At 72.6% G+C, this 17,006-nt stretch carries 12 protein-coding genes; 9 read left to right on the forward strand and 3 right to left on the reverse strand.

Annotation, left to right across the window (positions count from 1 at the left end; all coding sequences use genetic code 11):
* Positions 1-43: 43 nt before the first annotated feature.
* Positions 44-646 carry a GNAT family N-acetyltransferase gene (locus C1N81_RS22070; RefSeq protein ID WP_394431688.1) on the reverse strand — a complete coding sequence of 201 codons (603 nt, stop codon included), beginning with the start codon at positions 644-646 and terminating at the stop codon, positions 44-46.
* Positions 647-780: 134 nt separating this feature from the next.
* Here C1N81_RS22070 and C1N81_RS22075 point away from each other — a divergent pair, with 134 nt between their 5' ends.
* The 6 genes from C1N81_RS22075 (at position 781) to C1N81_RS22100 (ending at position 8,155) form a co-directional block, all read left to right on the forward strand.
* Complete coding sequence (locus tag C1N81_RS22075; protein ID WP_394431690.1) at positions 781-1,704, forward strand: sugar kinase; 924 nt, start codon at positions 781-783, stop codon at positions 1,702-1,704.
* 3 nt (positions 1,705-1,707) lie between these two features.
* On the forward strand, positions 1,708-2,454 hold the full coding sequence (locus C1N81_RS22080; protein WP_394431692.1) for an IclR family transcriptional regulator: 747 nt from the start codon (positions 1,708-1,710) through the stop codon (positions 2,452-2,454).
* Entirely contained in the window at positions 2,442-3,062 is a 621-nt protein-coding gene (locus C1N81_RS22085) for a bifunctional 4-hydroxy-2-oxoglutarate aldolase/2-dehydro-3-deoxy-phosphogluconate aldolase (protein WP_394431694.1), read from the forward strand. The genes C1N81_RS22080 and C1N81_RS22085 overlap by 13 nt, the downstream gene beginning before the upstream one ends.
* A gap of 244 nt (positions 3,063-3,306) precedes the next feature.
* Positions 3,307-5,583, forward strand: coding sequence for a tetratricopeptide repeat protein (locus tag C1N81_RS22090; protein WP_394431696.1), 2,277 nt, complete (start codon positions 3,307-3,309; stop codon positions 5,581-5,583).
* Between the two features lie 86 nt (positions 5,584-5,669).
* A complete protein-coding gene (locus tag C1N81_RS22095; protein WP_394431698.1) occupies positions 5,670-6,863 on the forward strand; it encodes a hypothetical protein in 1,194 nt (397 codons plus the stop codon).
* The gene (locus C1N81_RS22100; protein WP_394431700.1) at positions 6,860-8,155 is read left to right on the forward strand and encodes an alpha-glucoside ABC transporter substrate-binding protein; all 1,296 of its coding nucleotides are present in this window, start codon (positions 6,860-6,862) and stop codon (positions 8,153-8,155) included. The genes C1N81_RS22095 and C1N81_RS22100 overlap by 4 nt, the downstream gene beginning before the upstream one ends.
* A 76-nt stretch (positions 8,156-8,231) precedes the next feature.
* Here the strand turns inward: C1N81_RS22100 and C1N81_RS22105 are convergent, their stop codons facing one another.
* Entirely contained in the window at positions 8,232-10,079 is a 1,848-nt protein-coding gene (locus C1N81_RS22105) for an MFS transporter (RefSeq protein WP_394431702.1), read from the reverse strand.
* 240 nt (positions 10,080-10,319) lie between these two features.
* On the opposite strand from C1N81_RS22105, the gene C1N81_RS22110 reads away from it, so the two are divergent.
* On the forward strand, positions 10,320-12,026 hold the full coding sequence (locus C1N81_RS22110) for a hypothetical protein (RefSeq protein ID WP_394431704.1): 1,707 nt from the start codon (positions 10,320-10,322) through the stop codon (positions 12,024-12,026).
* 79 nt (positions 12,027-12,105) lie between these two features.
* Here C1N81_RS22110 and C1N81_RS22115 read toward each other — a convergent pair whose 3' ends face one another.
* A complete protein-coding gene (locus tag C1N81_RS22115; protein ID WP_394431706.1) occupies positions 12,106-14,625 on the reverse strand; it encodes a D-alanyl-D-alanine carboxypeptidase in 2,520 nt (839 codons plus the stop codon).
* A gap of 216 nt (positions 14,626-14,841) precedes the next feature.
* Here C1N81_RS22115 and C1N81_RS22120 point away from each other — a divergent pair, with 216 nt between their 5' ends.
* A complete protein-coding gene (locus C1N81_RS22120) occupies positions 14,842-15,579 on the forward strand; it encodes a GOLPH3/VPS74 family protein (protein WP_394431708.1) in 738 nt (245 codons plus the stop codon).
* 394 nt (positions 15,580-15,973) lie between these two features.
* Positions 15,974-16,831 carry a helix-turn-helix domain-containing protein gene (locus tag C1N81_RS22125; RefSeq protein WP_394431710.1) on the forward strand — a complete coding sequence of 286 codons (858 nt, stop codon included), beginning with the start codon at positions 15,974-15,976 and terminating at the stop codon, positions 16,829-16,831.
* The last annotated feature ends 175 nt before the right edge of the window (positions 16,832-17,006 follow it).

Genomic DNA, 17,006 nt, shown 5'->3' on the forward strand with positions numbered 1-17,006 from the left:
CGCCTGAGCGCGCCTACTCAGATGACGTACTCAGATCACGGGGTCAGGCGACGGCTTCGGGCCCCCGCGCGGGCGCGATCCTCACGTGGACGTGCATGTCGTGCCAGCCGTCCGTGTGCAGCGCCGAGCTGCGGCGCGTCCCCTCCGGCTCGTATCCGGCCTTCAGCGCCACGCGGCACGACGGCTCGTTCCGTGTCGAGTGGAGTACCTCCAGGCGGTGGAAGCCCGTCGCCCAGGCCCATTCCGTCAGCGCCCGCAGAGCCCGCGGGGCCACACCCCGGCCCCTTGCCTCCGGGAGCATCCAGTAGGCGGCTTCCGCCAGGCCCTCCAGCAGGTCCATCTCCCGCAGCGCCATCCGGCCGAGCGGGGCCCCGTCGGTCGCACGGGTCACGAACCATTGGGCCGCCGTCTCCTTGGCCCAGCCTTCGCGAGCGGTCCGCACCCATGTCTCGGCCTCGTCCAACGTCGCCATGGTGCGGGCGTGCCAGTAGCTCAGGGCCGGGTCCTGGAAGGCCGCGTGGACGACCGCCGCGTCCGTCAACTCGAAGCGGCGCAGGTGTAGTTCACCATCCGCTGTGCGCAGGGTCGGTTGCGGGGTCGCGGCCAGCGTGCCCGGCTCGATGACGGGGGCGATCTCGATCGGCATGGGCGCATCATCGTCCCCTCACGCCGCTTCACGCATCGGCATTTCGCGTGGGTGTTGCAACATGTGCACACCTGTTGCGCAGGCGTTGCTACGGTCCCTCGTGTTGTTCATGCACGCCCAGAAGGGAATCCCACATGCCCGGTGCCGGCACCCCCGCCGCCGTCCTCTGTCTCGGCGAGACGATGGCGCAGGTCGGGCCCGTCGACGGGCTCCCCCTCGAAGACAGCCGGGAGCTGCGGCTCGCCGTGGCCGGGGCCGAGTCGACCGTCGCTCAGTACCTCGCCGATCTCGGGCACCGGGCCGCCTGGGTCAGCCGCGTCGGGGACGATCCGTTCGGGCGGCGGATCGTGCGGGTGGTGGGGGCCCGGGGGGTCGATGTCAGCGGGGTCGAGGTCGATTCCGGCGCGCGCACCGGCGTCTACTTCAAGGACCCCGGGCCCGACGGCACCCGCGTGCACTATTACCGCGCCGGGTCCGCCGCCTCCCGGATGTCCGTCGCCGACGCCGACCGCGTACACCTGCGCGGCATCCGGCTGCTCCACCTCACCGGGATCACGCCCGCCTTGTCCGAGGGGTGCGGCGCGCTCGTGCGGACGTTGATCGCGCGGGCCCGGGACAGCGGCACCCTCGTGTCGTTCGACGTCAACTACCGGCCTGCTTTGTGGACTTCAGCGCGGCAAGCCGCCGACAGCCTTCAGGAACTCGCCGACCTCGCCGACCTCGTACTCGTCGGGCGCGATGAAGCCGAGGTCCTCTGGGGCACACCCGACGCCGATGCCGTTCGTCGGCATCTCCGGCCCGGAAGAGCAAGCACCCTCGTCGTCAAGGACGGGGGCGTCGGCGCCACCGAGTTCGGTCCTGACGGCACGCACTTCGTCGCCGCGCCCGTCGTGGACGTCGTCGAGGCCGTCGGCGCCGGGGACGCGTTCGCCGCCGGGTATCTCAGCGGGCTGCTGAACGGTGCCGGCCCGCGCGACCGGCTCGCCCTCGGGCATCGGCTCGCCGGGCGCACCCTCCTCAGCGTCGAGGACTACGTACCTGTCACGGAAAGGGGCTGACCCGTGTCGCAGACCGTCCGGCGCGCCATCGACATCCTTGAATTCGTCGCCCGCAGACCCCGCACCCAGACCGAGGTCGGCGAGCACCTGGGCGTGCACCGGTCGACCGCGTTGCGCATCCTGGAGTCGCTCACCGACGGCGGGCTCGCGCGGCGGCTGCCCGACGGGCGGTACGCGGTCGGGCACCGGCTCGCCGGGCTCGCCCAGCTCGCGCGCGAACAGTTCGGGATCAAGGACATCGCGGGGGCGCATCTGCGCGGCCTCGGGGAGCGGTGCGGGCACACGGTGCTGCTGGCCGCCCTCGAAGGGCATCAGATCGTCTACGTCGACAAGGTCGACCCGGTCGACGGGGTCCGGCTCTACGCCGAGATCGGGCGGCCGGTCCCGCTCCACACCGCCGGGGTCGCCAAGGCGATCCTCGCGTTCCTGCCGCGCGAACGCGCCGACGCGCTGCTCGCGGGGTGCGACTTCGCGCCGCGCACCGGCACGACGCTCACCGACTCCGTCGCCTGTCGCGGCGTTCTCGACGTGACCCGGGCGCGCGGGTGGGCCGTCGACGACGGGGAGTACGAGGAGTACGTGAACTGCGTCGCCGTTCCCGTCCGGGACAGCGGCGGGGACGTGGTCGCCGCCGTGTCCGTGACCGCGCTCAAGGCCAAGGCGGATCTTGCCGCCCTCGAAACCGGTGTGCTGCCCGATCTGGCCGCCACCGCCGAGACGATCTCCAAGGAGCTGGGATGGCGTCCGTGAAACCCGGGGCAGACCCGACCTTCGACGACCTGTTCGGCCGCGTACCCGTCATGGCGATCCTGCGTGGCATGTCCCCCGACAAGTCCGTCGAACTGGCCGTACGGGCATGGGATCTCGGCATCGAGTGCGTCGAGGTGCCCGTGCAGGACGAGGCCGCCGGGCGGGCGCTCGCCGCGGTCGTCGCCGCCGGGGCCGAGCGGGGCAAGCCGGTCGGCGCGGGGACCGTCACCTCCGTCGAGCGGCTGGAGCGGGCGGTCGCGGCCGGTGCCGTGTTCACCGTCGCGCCGGGGTTCGACGCGGGGGTGGCGCGGGCCAGTGTCGAGGCCGGGCTGCCGCATCTGCCCGGGGTCGCCACGGCCACCGATGTGCAGGCCGCGCGGGCGCACGGGCTGACCTGGCTGAAGGCGTTTCCGGCGAGTGTGCTCGGGGTGGAGTGGTTCCGGGCGATGCGGGGGCCGTTTCCTGAGGTGCCGTTCGTTGCCACGGGGGGTGTGGATGCGGGGAGCGCGTCCGCTTATTTGGCTGCCGGGGCTCGGGTGGTCGCCGTCGGGTCCGCGCTGGAGGATCCGGCTCAGCTCGATCAGCTTGCGGCGCTGCTCGGTCACTGACGCGGGGCTCCGCCCCGGACCCCGCTCCTCAATCGCCGGAGGGGCTTAGGGAATCGGAGGGGCTTAGGGAATCGGAGGGGCTTAGGGAATCGGAGGGGCTGGGAACCTGAAGGGCTGGGAACCGGAGGGGCTGCCAGCCAGAGGGGCTGGGAATCGGAAGGGCCGGGGGAGCTCGGGCGTCGCACCGAATCCACACAGTCGTTCAGGGTTCACCACCCCCGCCCCGCACCTATTGTGGGACGCCATGGAGGGGGACTCCTCGGGATCGGGGCCGTTGTTCGTCATGCCGCCGCCGGACAGGCCGCGTGACGCCGATGTCGAGCTGCCCGCGGAAGGGCCCGATGTCACGGCGTTGCCGGAGATCCGGCCGCGGGATCCGGTGGCGGGTGACGCGGAGGACCGGCGGCCGGGGCTCGCGCCGGACGCGTTGCTGGCCGGGCAGTACCGGGTGGTGCGGCGGCTGGGGCTCGGCGGGATGGGGGACGTGTATCTGGCGCGCGACGAGAAGGTCGACAACCGCGAGGTCGCCGTGAAGACGCTGCGGCCGGGCCAACTGGCGCTGGCCGACCACGCGTTGGCCGAGGAGCGGCAGGCGTTCGCCGACCTCAATCACGAGGGCATCATCCCCGTCTTCAACTACGGCAGCCATGAGGCGGTCGGCGACTTCCTCGTCCTGCCGTACGTGGACGGGCTCAACCTGGACGAGGTGCGGGCGCTCGCCCGGTTCGACCCGGGGCGGTTCGGCGGGTCCCGCTTCCACGAGTTCGTGCTCGCGTACGGGGTGCGGATCCTGTCTGCCCTTGATCACCTGCACTCCCGGCCCGCTACCGCCGCGCTCGTGTACGGGGATCTGAAGCCGCAGAACGTGATGCACGACGGGGCCGCCATCAAGGTCGTCGACGTGGGGTCCATCCGGGCCGCGGGCGCGCCAGGGCTGACGACGTACGGCTTTCGCGCCCCGAACGTGCGGCTCAGGCCCGCCGACGTGGCGGGCGCCAGTCAGCCGCAGGACGATCTGTTCGGGCTCGGCGAGACCTTGCGCAGGTTGTGCGGGCTCGGGGAGCACGCCCGTGACCTCGGCCCGCTCGGCGCCCTCGACCGGCTGCGCGAGGGCGATCCACTGGCCGCCCGTACCGCGCTGACGACGACCACGCCCGCGCCCGGGGGGCTCGGTCTGCTCTCCCTCGCGCGCGTGCTGCGGCGCGCCACCCGGTCCGCGCCCGCCGACCGGTTCGCCGACGCCCGCGAGATGGAGTCCCAGTTACGCGGCGTATGGCGGGAGTTGCGGTCCTTGCGGACCGGGGACGAGACATTCGAGCCGTCGCCGCTGTTCCTGCAGTCGCCGTACGCCCTCGACAGCGGGCTCGGCACCGCTCCCCCGCTGCCCCGCTGGGCCGTTCCGCCCGGCGAGGACCCGCCGGGTCCGCTGCACGAACCGCCCGCCGCAGCCGAGGCCGCCGCGAGCCTGCCCGCGCCCCGGCCCGACCCGCACGACGCCCACCACGCCGAGATCAGCCGCCTCGCCGACGCCGACCCGGCGGCGCTGCTGCAGAACACCGCGGACTGGCGGGCGTCGCCCGAAGTGCACTTGCTGCGCTGCCGGTTGACGCTCCGCGTCGCCTTGCGCGGTGAGACCGATCCGGCCGGCCTCGAACTCGCCGAGCAGGAGCTGGGCGCCGCCGCCGACGCCATAGGAGCGGAGCGGGCGCGGCACGACTGGCGGATCGACTGGCACCGCGGCCTCCTCGCGCTCGCCCACGACGACGTCACCGTGGCCCGCGATCACTTCGACCAGGTCTACGGGGCGATCCCCGGCGAATACGCGCCCAAGCTCGCCCTCGGGCACTGCGCCGAGCGGCTCGGCCGCCACCACGAGGCGCTCGAACTCTACGAGGCGGTGCGGCTGCGCAACCCGTCGCTCGGCAGCGCCGCGTTCGGGGCGGCGCGGGCGCGGCTCGCGCTCGGCGGGCCGCGCGCCAGTGCCGCCGCGATCGAGGCGCTGGACGCGGTGCCGCAGCACTCCCGGCACCGTACGGCCGCCCGCACCGCCACGGTCAGGATCGCCGTCGAGTACGCGGCGGGGACCGACAGCCTGGGCAGCGCCCTGGTCCGCCTCTCCCGCCTGTTCACCGAGCACGGCCTCACCGACGAACCGGCCCGGGTCCGCATGAAGGCCGAGGTGTGGGAGGCGGCGCAGCAGCTCGTGGCGGGAAAGATCGTCGACGCGGACGGGCTGCGGCGGCTCGCCGCGCAGACGGCGGCCCGGGACGACGCGGCGCTCGACGCGGCCGCGCGCCTCGTGTTCCCGGCGCAGGAGCGGGCCCTGGGCCGGGACCTGTCCGGCTTCTACCTCTTCCTCGCCCGCCAGGCCGCCCGCTCGGCGGACCTGCCGCACGCCGACCGCATAGCCGAGCGCCTCCTCGACCGGGCCTACTTGGTGCGCCCTCTCGCCCTGCGCCATCACCGCGAGCGGCGTCCCCTGCACGTCCTGCTGCGCCCCCTGCTCCGGCGGACCGGATGAACCGGCGATCGCGCCCGCGACCGAGCGGAGCGGACCGGATGAACCGGCGACCGCGACCGCGACCGCGACCGCGCGGAACGGACCGGATGAACCGGCAATCACGCCCGCGACCGCGCGGAGCGGACCGGACGACGAGCAGCCCGCGCCCGGCACCCGCCTGGCTCCTCGTCCTGCGCCGCGTCCTGTGGCCGTCCACCGACCGCGTCCGCAACCGCAGCTACCTGCGGGACCGGCTCGTCGCCCTGCCGCTGTTCGCCGTCGTCGCCTTCACCACGCTCGGCTGGGCCTACGCCGACGTACGCGACGACTCCGCGTACATCCGCACCCAGCTCGCGCCCGCCCTCGGCGATCTGGCCGACGCCCGGATCTCGCTGCGGATCGCCCAGCGGGAGGCCGAGGTCAGCCTCGACGCGGGGACCGCGGTGGAGCTGGCGGGGCTCGGCCCCCGGTACGCGGCCCGCACCGGCGCCGCCGCGCAGGACATCGCCCGGCTCTCCCGCGGCGGCGCGTTCACCGAGGCGCAGCGCCAGGAGCTCGACGTCGTCTCGGGCCTCATCGACGGCTACGAGGAGTGGATCGCCTGGGCGCGGACCAACGCCACCAACGGCTCGCTGCGCAAGGCCGGGCTCGCGTACGCCCAGAGCATGTTGTGCGCGTACACGACCGCCGAACCGGCCACGGACCGGCACGCGCCCTACCCGCCGTGCGGCGCGGCGCGGGGCAATGACGCGACGACCGTCGTCGACCGGATCGCCGCCCTGGAGAGCGAGCTGCGCGACCGCCTCGCCGACCGCGCCGCGCTCGGGCCGGGGGTCCTGGCCGCGCTCGCCGTCTCGCTCGTCTCCTTCACCCTGCTGTCGGTGGGTCTGTGGCGGACGCTCGTCTTCCTGCGCCGCCGGATGCGGATCCGGGTGAGCGTGCCCCTCATCGCCGCCGCGCTGCCGCTGCTCCTCGTGCCGTGGGCGGTCGCCGACGGGGCGCGGGCGTGGCAGGCGCAGCGGGACGCCGTGCCGTACGCGCGGGTGCTCGCGGACGAGGCGTCGCCGGCCGTCGAGGTCGCCCTGGACGAGGACCCGCTGGCCGAGCCCGCCCCCACGGCGATCCGCCCGGCGACGGCGCGGATGGAGGAGACGGTGGCCCGGGGGCGGTTCGGCGGGGTCGGGGCGCTGGCGGGCTGGTTCACGCCGGCGGGGTTCGTGGTGGGCGGGGTCCTCGCGGGGGCGCTGCACGCCTACCGGAGGGAGTATCTGGTGGTCGGCCGGGGCGGGGGCACATCATGAGCCGGATCGGGCGGACCCTGCGGCTTCTCCTCGCGGGCAGCCTCCTCGGGATCACCGCGCTCACTGGTGGCTGCTCCTCCGGCGAGGGCCGCCAGATCGTCGTGCTCGGGCCGTGGACGGGGCCGGAGGGCGACGCCTTCGAGCAGGTCCTGGACGACCTGTCCGAGGGCTCCGGACACCACTACGTCTACAAGGGCACCCGCTCGCTGCGCGAGACGCTCGTCGCGCAGCTCGCCGCCGACGCGCCGCCGGACGTCGCCATCCTCAACAGCATCGGCGAACTCACCGAGTACGCCACCCAGAACAAGCTGAAGCCGCTCGACCCGTCCACCGCCGAACGCGCCTATCAGCCCTGGTCACCGGGTTTGATGGTGGAGGGCAGGCGCCGTACGTTCTGGGTGCCGCTCAAGGTCGACCTGAAGAGCATGGTGTGGAGCAGGGCGGGTGCCTCGGGCGCCGCGCCGCGCTGGTGCGTGGGGATGGCGGCGCAGGCCACGTCCGGCTGGCCCGGCACCGACTGGGTCGAGGACATCCTGCTGCACCAGGCGGGCCCGGAGACGTACGCGCGGTGGGCGACCGGTCAGCTGAACTGGGCGAAGTCGACCGAGGTGAAGCGGGCCTTCACCACCTGGGCGGGGCTGCTCAAGGAGGGTGGTCTCGGGGCCGCCGCCCGGGACCGCTCCCTGACCATGTCGTTCTGGGGCACGCCCGACCCCCGCCATCCGGACGGGGACCCGCGCGGCCTGCTCGGCGGTTCGCTGCCCGGCTGCACCCACGAGCACCAGGGGTCGTTCGTGCGGTACGTGTACGCGCCGCGCGGCGACATCCGCCTGGAGCCCGCGGCCCGCTTCCTGAAGGGTTCGCCCGCGTACAGCAAGGCGTTCGAGGTGTCGGGCGACATGGCCGCCGTGCTCACCGACGCGCCGGGCGCGCAGGAGCTCGTCAAGCGGCTGACCAGCGAGGAGGGGCGCGCGCAGTGGTCGAGGAAGGCGAAGGCGCATCTGCGCCCGTTCTTCCCCGACCGCTCCGACCCGCGGCCCGACGACAACGCGGCGGCGCAGGAGATCGCCTCCTACCTCACCGACGAGCGCAACAAGCTCTGTTTCGACGCCTCGGACGTCATGCCGCCGGTCCTTCGCGACGCGTTCTACCGCGCGGTCCTGGAGTACTTCCGCTCGCCCCGGGAGACGACGCTGAGGAAACTGCTCGGCCAGCTGGAGACGGTGCGCACGGAGATCGCCGGGACACGGACACCGGAGGGCATCCGCCCGCCGACGGACATCTGCCGGTGAGCCGCTCCTCCAGCCGGAACCGGTGAGCCGCTCCTCCAGCCGGAGCCGGTGAGCCGCTCCTTCAGCCGGTGAGCCGCTACTTCAGCTCCTCCGGGCAGGGCGTGCCCCGCGACCACCACTTGTAGGGCGCGGCCAGGTGGTAGGTGCCCGCGCGCGGGGCGATCAGCTCGGTCCACTGGTCGCCGGCGGCGTCCTCCTCGGTCTCCAGGAGGCAGCCGTGCTCGTTCTCGTACCGCTTGGGCGCCGACTCGTCGCTCTCCCGGGCCCGCTTCGACGCCTCGGTCTCCTGCGGGGCCTCAAGGGCCTTGCCGTCCTCGTCGACGACCGCGAGCCACGGCGAGTACGGGACGCGGATGAGGACCCGGCCGGGCTTGGTCACCTCGATGGTCAGCTCGGCCTGCTCGGCGGCGTCCACGGTCGCGTGCGGCTCGGCCAGCGGCGTCGGGTCGGTCATGGCGAACAGCTGCCAGTTGTCGTCGCCCCACACCTGCTTGAGGTAGGGCAGGCCGCGCTGGACCAGCTCCCGCTCGCGCTCGCCGCCGTCCCCGTCGGGCGCGCCCTTGGGCAGGACCACGTAGTGCACGGCCCAGCGCTTCAGCCACTCGTGGTAGTTCGCCGAGTTGAGCGTGTCGTCGTAGAAGAGCGGGTTGCGCTTCATGTCGGCCTGCCGGGTCCAGCCGCGCGCCAGGTTCACGTACGGGGCGAGGGCGGACGCCTCGCGGTGCGAGCGCGCGGGCACGACCTCGACGCGGCCGCGCTCGGCCTTGACCTGCTGCAGTTCGTTGACGAGCGGGGCGAGTTCGCGGGCCCAGGACGCGGCGGGGACGGTGTGCACGACGTCGTAGACCATCTTGCCGCCGACCCAGCAGTTGAAGCCGATGAACGCGATCACCGTGACGTACCACTTGCGGGAGCGGGGCACGGTGAACGGCAGCATCGCGAGGAGCGCGACGCCCGCGAAGAGCATCGGCAGGCGCGTGATGTTGGTGCCGATCTGCGAGCTGATCAGCCAGACGCCGAGCACGGACAGGACGTAGACGGCGGAGGTGATCCGGACCGTCTTCCACCGCTTCGGCGCGAGGAAGAGGACGAGCAGGCCGTAGACGAGCGGGAGCAGCGCCGACCAGAACGACATCGGCTGCGTCCCCGAGAACGGGAACAGCCACGCCGAGAGCCCGACCACGACGGCGGGCGCGATCCCGAGCGCGTACGCCCCGGGCCGCCGCTTCTGCAGGAACAGCGCGACCGCGACGAGCCCGACGAACAGGCCCGCCACGGGTGAGGACGCCGTCGCGAGCGCGGCCAGTGGCGCGGCGACGGCGGCCTTCGCCCATCGTTTGTGACGCCAGCGGTACGGCCAGCAGAACACGGCAGCGACCGCCGCGAGCCCGAACAGCATCCCGAGCCCGAAGGTGACGCGCCCGGAGGCGGAGTTGCACAGCAGGGCGAAGACACCGGCGAGCGCGGGCCACAGGGGCCGCGCGAGCACCCGCGTACGGATCAGGAGAAGGGTCAGCAGGGCGGCGGAGAGCGTGCCCGCGATCATCATCGTCGTCCGGACACCGAGCACCGACATCAGATACGGCGACACCACGCTGTACGAGACCGGGTGCATGCCGCCGTACCAGGCGAGGTTGTACGCGGAGTCGGGGTGGCGGCCGACGAACTCGGCCCACGCGTCCTGAGCGGCGAGGTCACCGCCGCTGTTCGCGAACGTGAAGAACCAGACGAGGTGCAGCACCGCGGCGACGGCGGTGGCGACGAGGATCGGGCGCCGCTCGGCGCGCGCCGGCCAGGAGGAGGGCCCGCGGCCACCGTCGTCGGCGGGCGCCGGCTCCCGGCGCTCCTTCGCCTCGGGCCGTATTCGTACGCCCCCGGCGCCCGGCCCGTCGCCGCCCGCGCGCGTCGGCTCCGCTGTGGTCACTGCTGACACTCCCGTACGTACCGTCTTACCGACCGAGGGAACGTCCCGGTCCTGCCCCGGTCTCGCGACGCTAGCACGGGCGGTGCGGGCGGGCGCCGCTGGAGCGGCCCGGCCGCCCGCGGGCTCACGGCGCATCGTTCTCCGGGCGGAGGCCCAACCCTTCGGGGCCCGGCACACTCTTCGGTAGTGCCCCGCCCATGGACCGACGACCTCGTTCCCGACCCGAGACGGACACGCTCAGTGCACTCCACCGAACTGCCCGCCCCGGGCGACGCCCTCGCCGCCGCCTGTCCCGGCCCGCCCCCCGCGCCGTGGCACGCACGGTTCAGGGTGCCGCTCCTGGTCACCGCGTGCGCGCTGCCGCTGTACGGGCTGTGGTGGGCGGTCTTCGCGACGGGCGGCGGCGACCTGGCGGCGCAGGTGGCGTGGGCGGAGTTCGCGCGGCAGTACCCGGGCTACGCGTACAACCTGTTCTGGTACGGCGGCCTGCACACGGCGAACTACAGCGTGATCTCGCCCTACGTGATGGCGGCCATCGGCGTCGTCCCGATGACCCTGCTCTCCGGACTCGCCTCCTCCTGGCTCGCCGGGGCGCTGATGCTGCACAGCAAGGTGCGCCGCCCTCTGGCACCGGCTCTCGTGCTGGCCTTCTGCCTGTGGTGCCAGGTCGTCTCGGGCCGCTCCACGTTCATGCTGGGCGTGGCGTTCGGCCTTGCCGCGATCGTCGTGCTGACCGGCGGACGCGGCGCCTTGCGCCTCACGGCGCCGGCGCTGTGCGCGGCGGTGGCGACGATGGCCAGCCCGGTCGCCGGCCTCTTCCTCGTCGTGGTCGGCGCCGCGCACCTCATGACCCGCGACGGGAGCCGGGCGGCGGCCCTGCTCGCGCCCCCGGTCCTCATCGTGGCGCTGACGACGTGGCTGTTCCCGTTCAAGGGCGAGCAGCCGATGCCGTTCGGGCGGATCTGGCCGCCCCTGCTGTTCTGCGCGGTGATCCTGCTGACGGCCCCGCGCTCGTGGCGCCTGCTCCGGTGGGGCACCGCCGTGTACGGGCTCGGCGTCGTCCTCACCTTCTTCATCGCCTCGCCGGTCGGCACGAACGTCGAACGGCTCACGGAGCTGGGCGCCCCGGTCGCGCTGCTGGTGATCGCGATGGACCGGTACGGGCAGGCCTCTGTGCCCGGCGGGTGGTTCACGGCACGACGGCGGACCGCGCTCTGCGGCCTCGCCCTCCTGCTCTCCCTGACCTGGCTCACGGGCAAGACGACCGCCGACATAGTGGCCAACACGGAGGTCCCGGCCTGGGCGGTGCAGACCGACGGCGTCGTCTCCGAGCTGAAGCGGCTCGGCGCGCAACGCACCCGCGTCGAGGTGGTCCCCGCCCGCGACCACCGCGAGGCGGCCGTCCTCGCCCCGTACATAAACATGGCGCGCGGCTGGAACCGGCAGGCCGACGTCGAACGCGGCCGCCTCTTCTACGGCGGCCGGGAGGGGACGGACGTACCCGAGGGCTCGTTCACGTCCGCGTCCTACCGCGCCTGGCTCTCGCACTGGGCGGTCGGCTACGTGGTCCTCCCCAAGGGCGCGCCCGACGGCCCCGCCGAACTGGAACACGCCCTGGTCAAGAGCGAGCCGCCCTACCTGAAGCTGCTCTGGCACGACGCCAACTGGCAGATCTACGGGGTCCGGGACGCGGTACCGCTCGTCGACCCGCCCGCCACGGTGGCCAGCTCCGACGGGGCCAACCTCGTCGTCTCCATGCCGCGCGCGGGCTCGGTCACCGTACGGATCGCCTATTCGCCCTGGCTGTGGGCGGACGCGGGGTGCCTGGCGCCGTCCGGGGAGTTCACGCGGCTCACGGTCAAGCAGCCGGGCAAGGTCCGGATCACGTCGGCCTACCGCGGTCCTTCGGGCAAGGAGATGCCGCGCTGCCCTCCGGTCGGGCGCTGACGGCACAACGCACCGCGCCCGCTGATCGCCGTGGGTCCGGCGGATCAGCGGGCGCGGAGGGTGTCCGGCCGGGTCGGGGTCAGCCGAGCCTGCGGAGCTTGGGGCCGAAGCCCGGCTCGGCGAGGTCCTTCTGGAGCGCCACGGGGACTTCGACGGCGGTGGCGTCGTTCTTGCCGTCGCCGACGCTCAGCACGCCGACCACGGTGCCGGCCTTCGCCGAGTGCGGGAGCGTTTCGCCCTTCTTGCCGTCCAGCTTCAGACGAACGGTGAGCCCGGACCAGCCGACCGCGGAGACGTCCTTGGTGGCCACGACCGGCGTGGTCCCGCCCAGCCCGTCGTCGACCTGGCCGACCACGTCGCCCTTCTTCACTATGGTCTTCGCCTTGAGCGCGCCCTGGCCCGCCTCGATCAGCTTCCGGACGACACCGGTGACCTCGTCGATGTTGGCGACGCCGGGTGCGCCGTACTGGCCGAGGGCCGCGCCGATGATCGTCTGGGTCTTGCCGTCGACCGTCTTCTCCGCGGCGAAGAGGATGTTGCCGCCGGCCGCGGTGGTGGTGCCCGTCTTGATGCCGATGGCGACGGTGGGCACGAGCCCGAAGAAGTTCTTCTGCTTCTCCCCGTTCAGGTCCATGTAGCTGGGCTGGCGGGAGATCTCCTTGAAGACCGGGTCCTCCATCGCGGCACGGCCGAGCTTCACCAGGTCGTCGGCGGTGGAGACGGTCGTCTTGTCCAGGCCGCTGGGGTCGGTGTACGTGGTGTTCTTCATCCCCAGCTCCTTCGCCGTCTTGTTCATCTTCTCGACGAACGCGGACTCGGAGGAGCTCTTGGTGTCCCAGCGGGCCAGCAGCTTGGCCACGTTGTTCGCCGACGGGAGCATGACCGCCTGCAGCGCCTCGTACTCGCTGAGCTGCTGCCCCTCGGTGACCTTCACCACCGACTCGTTCTCGGCCTTGCCGGTCTCGTAGTGCTTCTGCGCCGCCGCGTCGACCGGGATCTTCGGACCCTTCTCACCCGTCTTCAGCGGGTGGTCCCGCAGGATCAGATAGACGGTCATGACCTTGGCGATGCTCGCGATCGGCACCGGCTTCTGCGTGCCGGACATGCCGAACGTGCCGATGCCGTTCACGTCCATCGCCGCCTGGCCCTGGCCGGGCCACGGCACCGACGGCTTGTCGCCCTCGAAGGAGACGGACTCCTTCGCGGTCAGGTCGAGCGTCGGGGTCGGCAGCGGGCGCACGACCTGTACGACTGCAAAGATCACGATCAGGAGCAGGATCAGCGGCGTCCAGATCTTGACCCGCCGCACCGTCGTACGGACCCGGGTCTCCGGGGGCGGCGGCGTGTTGGTCAGCTCGGCGAGCAGATCGAGCGGCGGCTTCGGCGGAAGCGGCTGCTGCGTGGTCGGCTCAGGGACGGCCGTCTCGGCGGTGCGCTCCGCGGGTTTGGCGGCACCGGGCGCGGCGGCCCTGCCCTTGGCTCCGCCCTCGTCGTCCAGGGACTTGAGCGGCACGAACCTGCTGGTCCGCTCGGCCTCGGACTCACCGGTCCCCTTGGCGCCGGGCGCTCCGGGCGCTCCGGGCGCTCCGGGCGCCTTGAGCATGGTGGTGGGCTGGTCGACCGGGGGCGCGACGGCCTTGAAAACGGCGGTGGCCTGGTCGACGCCCCGATCGGACGTGGCGTCCTTACCGGCTACGGGCTTCGAGTCGGCGTCGGCGTCGTCAACGGGCTCGGCCTGATCCGCCTTGGTGGGGGTGGACTCGGCCTGGTCCGCCTTGGCGGGGGCGGGCTCGGCGTCCTCGACATCGGCGACGACGGGCTCCGCGTCCTCGACGTCGGCGGCGACGGGCTCCGGCACGGCGTCAGCGGCCTTGGGAGCGGCGCGGGGCCCGTCTTCCGGCTCGGCGGCGTCCACGGGCTCGACGCCCTCCGCACAGGCGGCCTCGGCGGCCTTGGGGGCGGTGTCGGGCTCGGCCGCCGGCTCGGCGGCGGCGCCAGCGGGCTCGGAACTCTCCGCACGGACGGCCTCAGCGGCCTTCGGCGCGGTGTCGGGCTCGGCCGCCGGGGCCGCGTCGGGCTCGGCCGTCGGGGCCGCGTCGGGCTCGGCCTCCGGCTCAGCGGCGTCCGCGGGCTCGGGCCGGGGCTTCTCCGGCTTTTCGGCGTCGCGCGGCCCGGCCTGCTCACCGGCATCGGCATCGCCGTCGGCTTCGGCGTCGGCGTCGGCGTCCGCGGCAGCGGCCTTGGCAGCGCTCGGCTTTGCGTCCGCGTCGTCGGCGGAGCCGTTCTTCGATCCCGCCGTGCCGACCCAGGCCGCCACCGCCGCGCGGAGCCGCTCGTCCCCGGGCTCCGCCGCGGACGCGGACCCCGTACCGGAATCCGTCTCCGCACCGGACCCGGAACCCGAACCGGATCCGGAACCCGAACCGGAACCGGTCTCCGCCTTCGCGACGTCCCGGACGGAGAACACCGCCGTCGCCTGATCCACTCCGGGCTCCGACGGAGTCTCCCGCGCCACCGCGAGGCGCGGGTCCTGTTCGTCCCGGGCCGGGCCGCCCGACGCCTTCTGCTCTTCGCCCGACCTGTCCGGGGTCCCCGCCACCGATGCCTCCTCGACCACTCACCACTCAGCGCCGGACAGGCCGATCCTGCCCGGCGGCCCTGTCCGAACCATGTACCAGTGTCCTGTGTGGGGGCTTAACCCCCGTGGTAGACGAGAACGACATACCTACTGGTTCCCGTCCAAAGCCCCCACGCACTCTCGACAGACCAATGTGAGAGGGGTCACCCTGTCATTCATCCACGCGGGGAGGCATGGATGGGCAGGAGCCGCAGAACACTTCCGGAGGAGCTTCTGCTGCTGGCGCTGGACCCGACCACGGGTACCACCGCACAGCCGCAGTCGCTCGACCTAGGTCTGGCCGGAGCACAGCTAGTAGAGCTGGCGCTGGCCGGACGGATAGCCCCAGACGGGGATCGTATCGCCGTGGTGGCACCACGGCCGACCGGAGATCCGACTCTGGACTGCGCGTTGGAGTTGCTGCGAAGGCGCGGCGCTCCTGTGCGGGCGGTCCACTGGATTGGCGGGCCGCGTCTCGGGCTGCGCCAGACCTACCTCTCGCACCTGGAGCGGTGCGGCATGGTGCATGCCGTGGCCGGCCAGATGTGCGGGGTACTGCCGACGACTCGCTATCAGGCGACGGACACGGCGATCAGCCGGGAGATCAGGTCCCGGCTGGATTCAGCGATCCGTACCGGCGTCCCGCCGGACCCACGGACCGCGGCGCTCGCCGCGCTGGCCCACGCGGTCGGTCTCGGCAAGCACCTGTACCCGGGCAATGAGGGACGCTCGTCCCGCTCCCGGCTGCGGGACCTGATCAGGCACGACCCGATGGGCGGCCTCGTGGCGCACGCCGTGATGGACGTCCAGAACGGGGTGGCCGCTCAGCCACGCCGTTCGCCCGCCGCCCCGGCGGGCCGGGGCGCACCGGAGCCCGCCAGGGGGGTTCCGATGCAGCCGCGTCACGGTTCCATGGCCCGGGCCGTCGCCCACTAGGCAGGCGGCCAGCAAAAACAGAACCGTTACACCAGAGCACCACGGCACCAGAGCACCACAGAGTCGCAAAACCGTAGAACCGCAGAACCGTAGAACCGCAGAACCGCACGACACCAACCGCAACATCCGCAACAACCCGCAACAGCGCCGCGCCGCAGTCCCCACGACCCGGTCCGGGAGCCGCTGTACCGCGCGGGGCGATGTACCGGACGTCCGTGAAACGCGGCGGGTGCCCGGCCATCGCCCCGCGCGGTCGCGTTGGTACGGGTAGTCCGTACACACATCCGCACACACATCCGCTGTTTCCCAGCGGCAAAGGCTTCCGAGTGGCAATCTGCTGAGCAGCAGATACGCAACGTACAAAAAGATGCACGCAGCCGGAGGTGCACGTCCCGTGGCGTCCAACGTCAATCCCACCGTCAGGCGACGCCGGTTGGGCCAGGAGCTGCGCAGGCTCCGTGAGCTCAAGGGCATGACCGCCGAAGAGGTCGCCGAGCGCCTGCTGGTGTCGCAGTCCAAGATCAGCCGCCTGGAGAACGGGCGGCGCAGCATCAGCCAGCGCGACGTACGCGACCTGTGCGGGGTCTACGAGGTCGAGGACCACCGGATCGTCGAGTCGCTGATGCAGATGGCCAAGGACTCGCGCCAGCAGGGCTGGTGGCATTCCTTCGGCGACATCCCCTACAGCGTCTACATCGGCCTGGAGACGGACGCCGCGAGTCTGCGCGTCTACGATCCCCAGGTCGTGCCCGGTCTCCTGCAGACCCGCGGCTACGCGGAGGCGCTCATCAACGGCGCGCTGCCGGAGACGACCCCGCAGGACATCGAGAAGCGCGTCCAGGTCCGGATGCGCCGGCAGGAGCGCATCCAGGCGCCGGACAACCCGCTGCGCCTGTGGACGGTGCTCGACGAGGCGGCGCTGCGCCGGGTCGTCGGCGGCAAGAACATCATGCGCGAGCAGCTGGAGCACCTGGTCGAGCAGTCGCAGCTGCCGCATGTGACGGTCCAGGTGATCCCGTTCGACATGGGCGCGCACCCCGGGCTCAACGGGCAGTACGCGATCCTGGAGTTCCCCGACGCGGCCGACTCCAGCGTGGTCTACATCGAGGGCGTCACCAGTGACCTGTATCTGGAGAAGGCCAACGATGTCCAGAAGTACAGCGTTATGTACGAGCACTTGCGGGCACAGGCGCTGAATGTGGAGCAATCCCGGCAGTTCATCTCGGAAATCGCCAAGGAGTACGCGCACTGAGGCGTGTTCCCGGCGGTTTCACGTTGATCGCCGGAAGGCCGGATTCCCTCGGCGATCAAGGGATTTCATGCCTCCGAGGCAAAGGTGCCGCACGGTACACCTACTCCTCGGAGGAATGGAAGACTCCCGTGGAATATGCCATCCGGTCGGGTGAATGCCCGCTTCACGTACTCGG

The sequence above is a fragment of the Streptomyces sp. SGAir0957 genome (assembly GCF_043523415.1).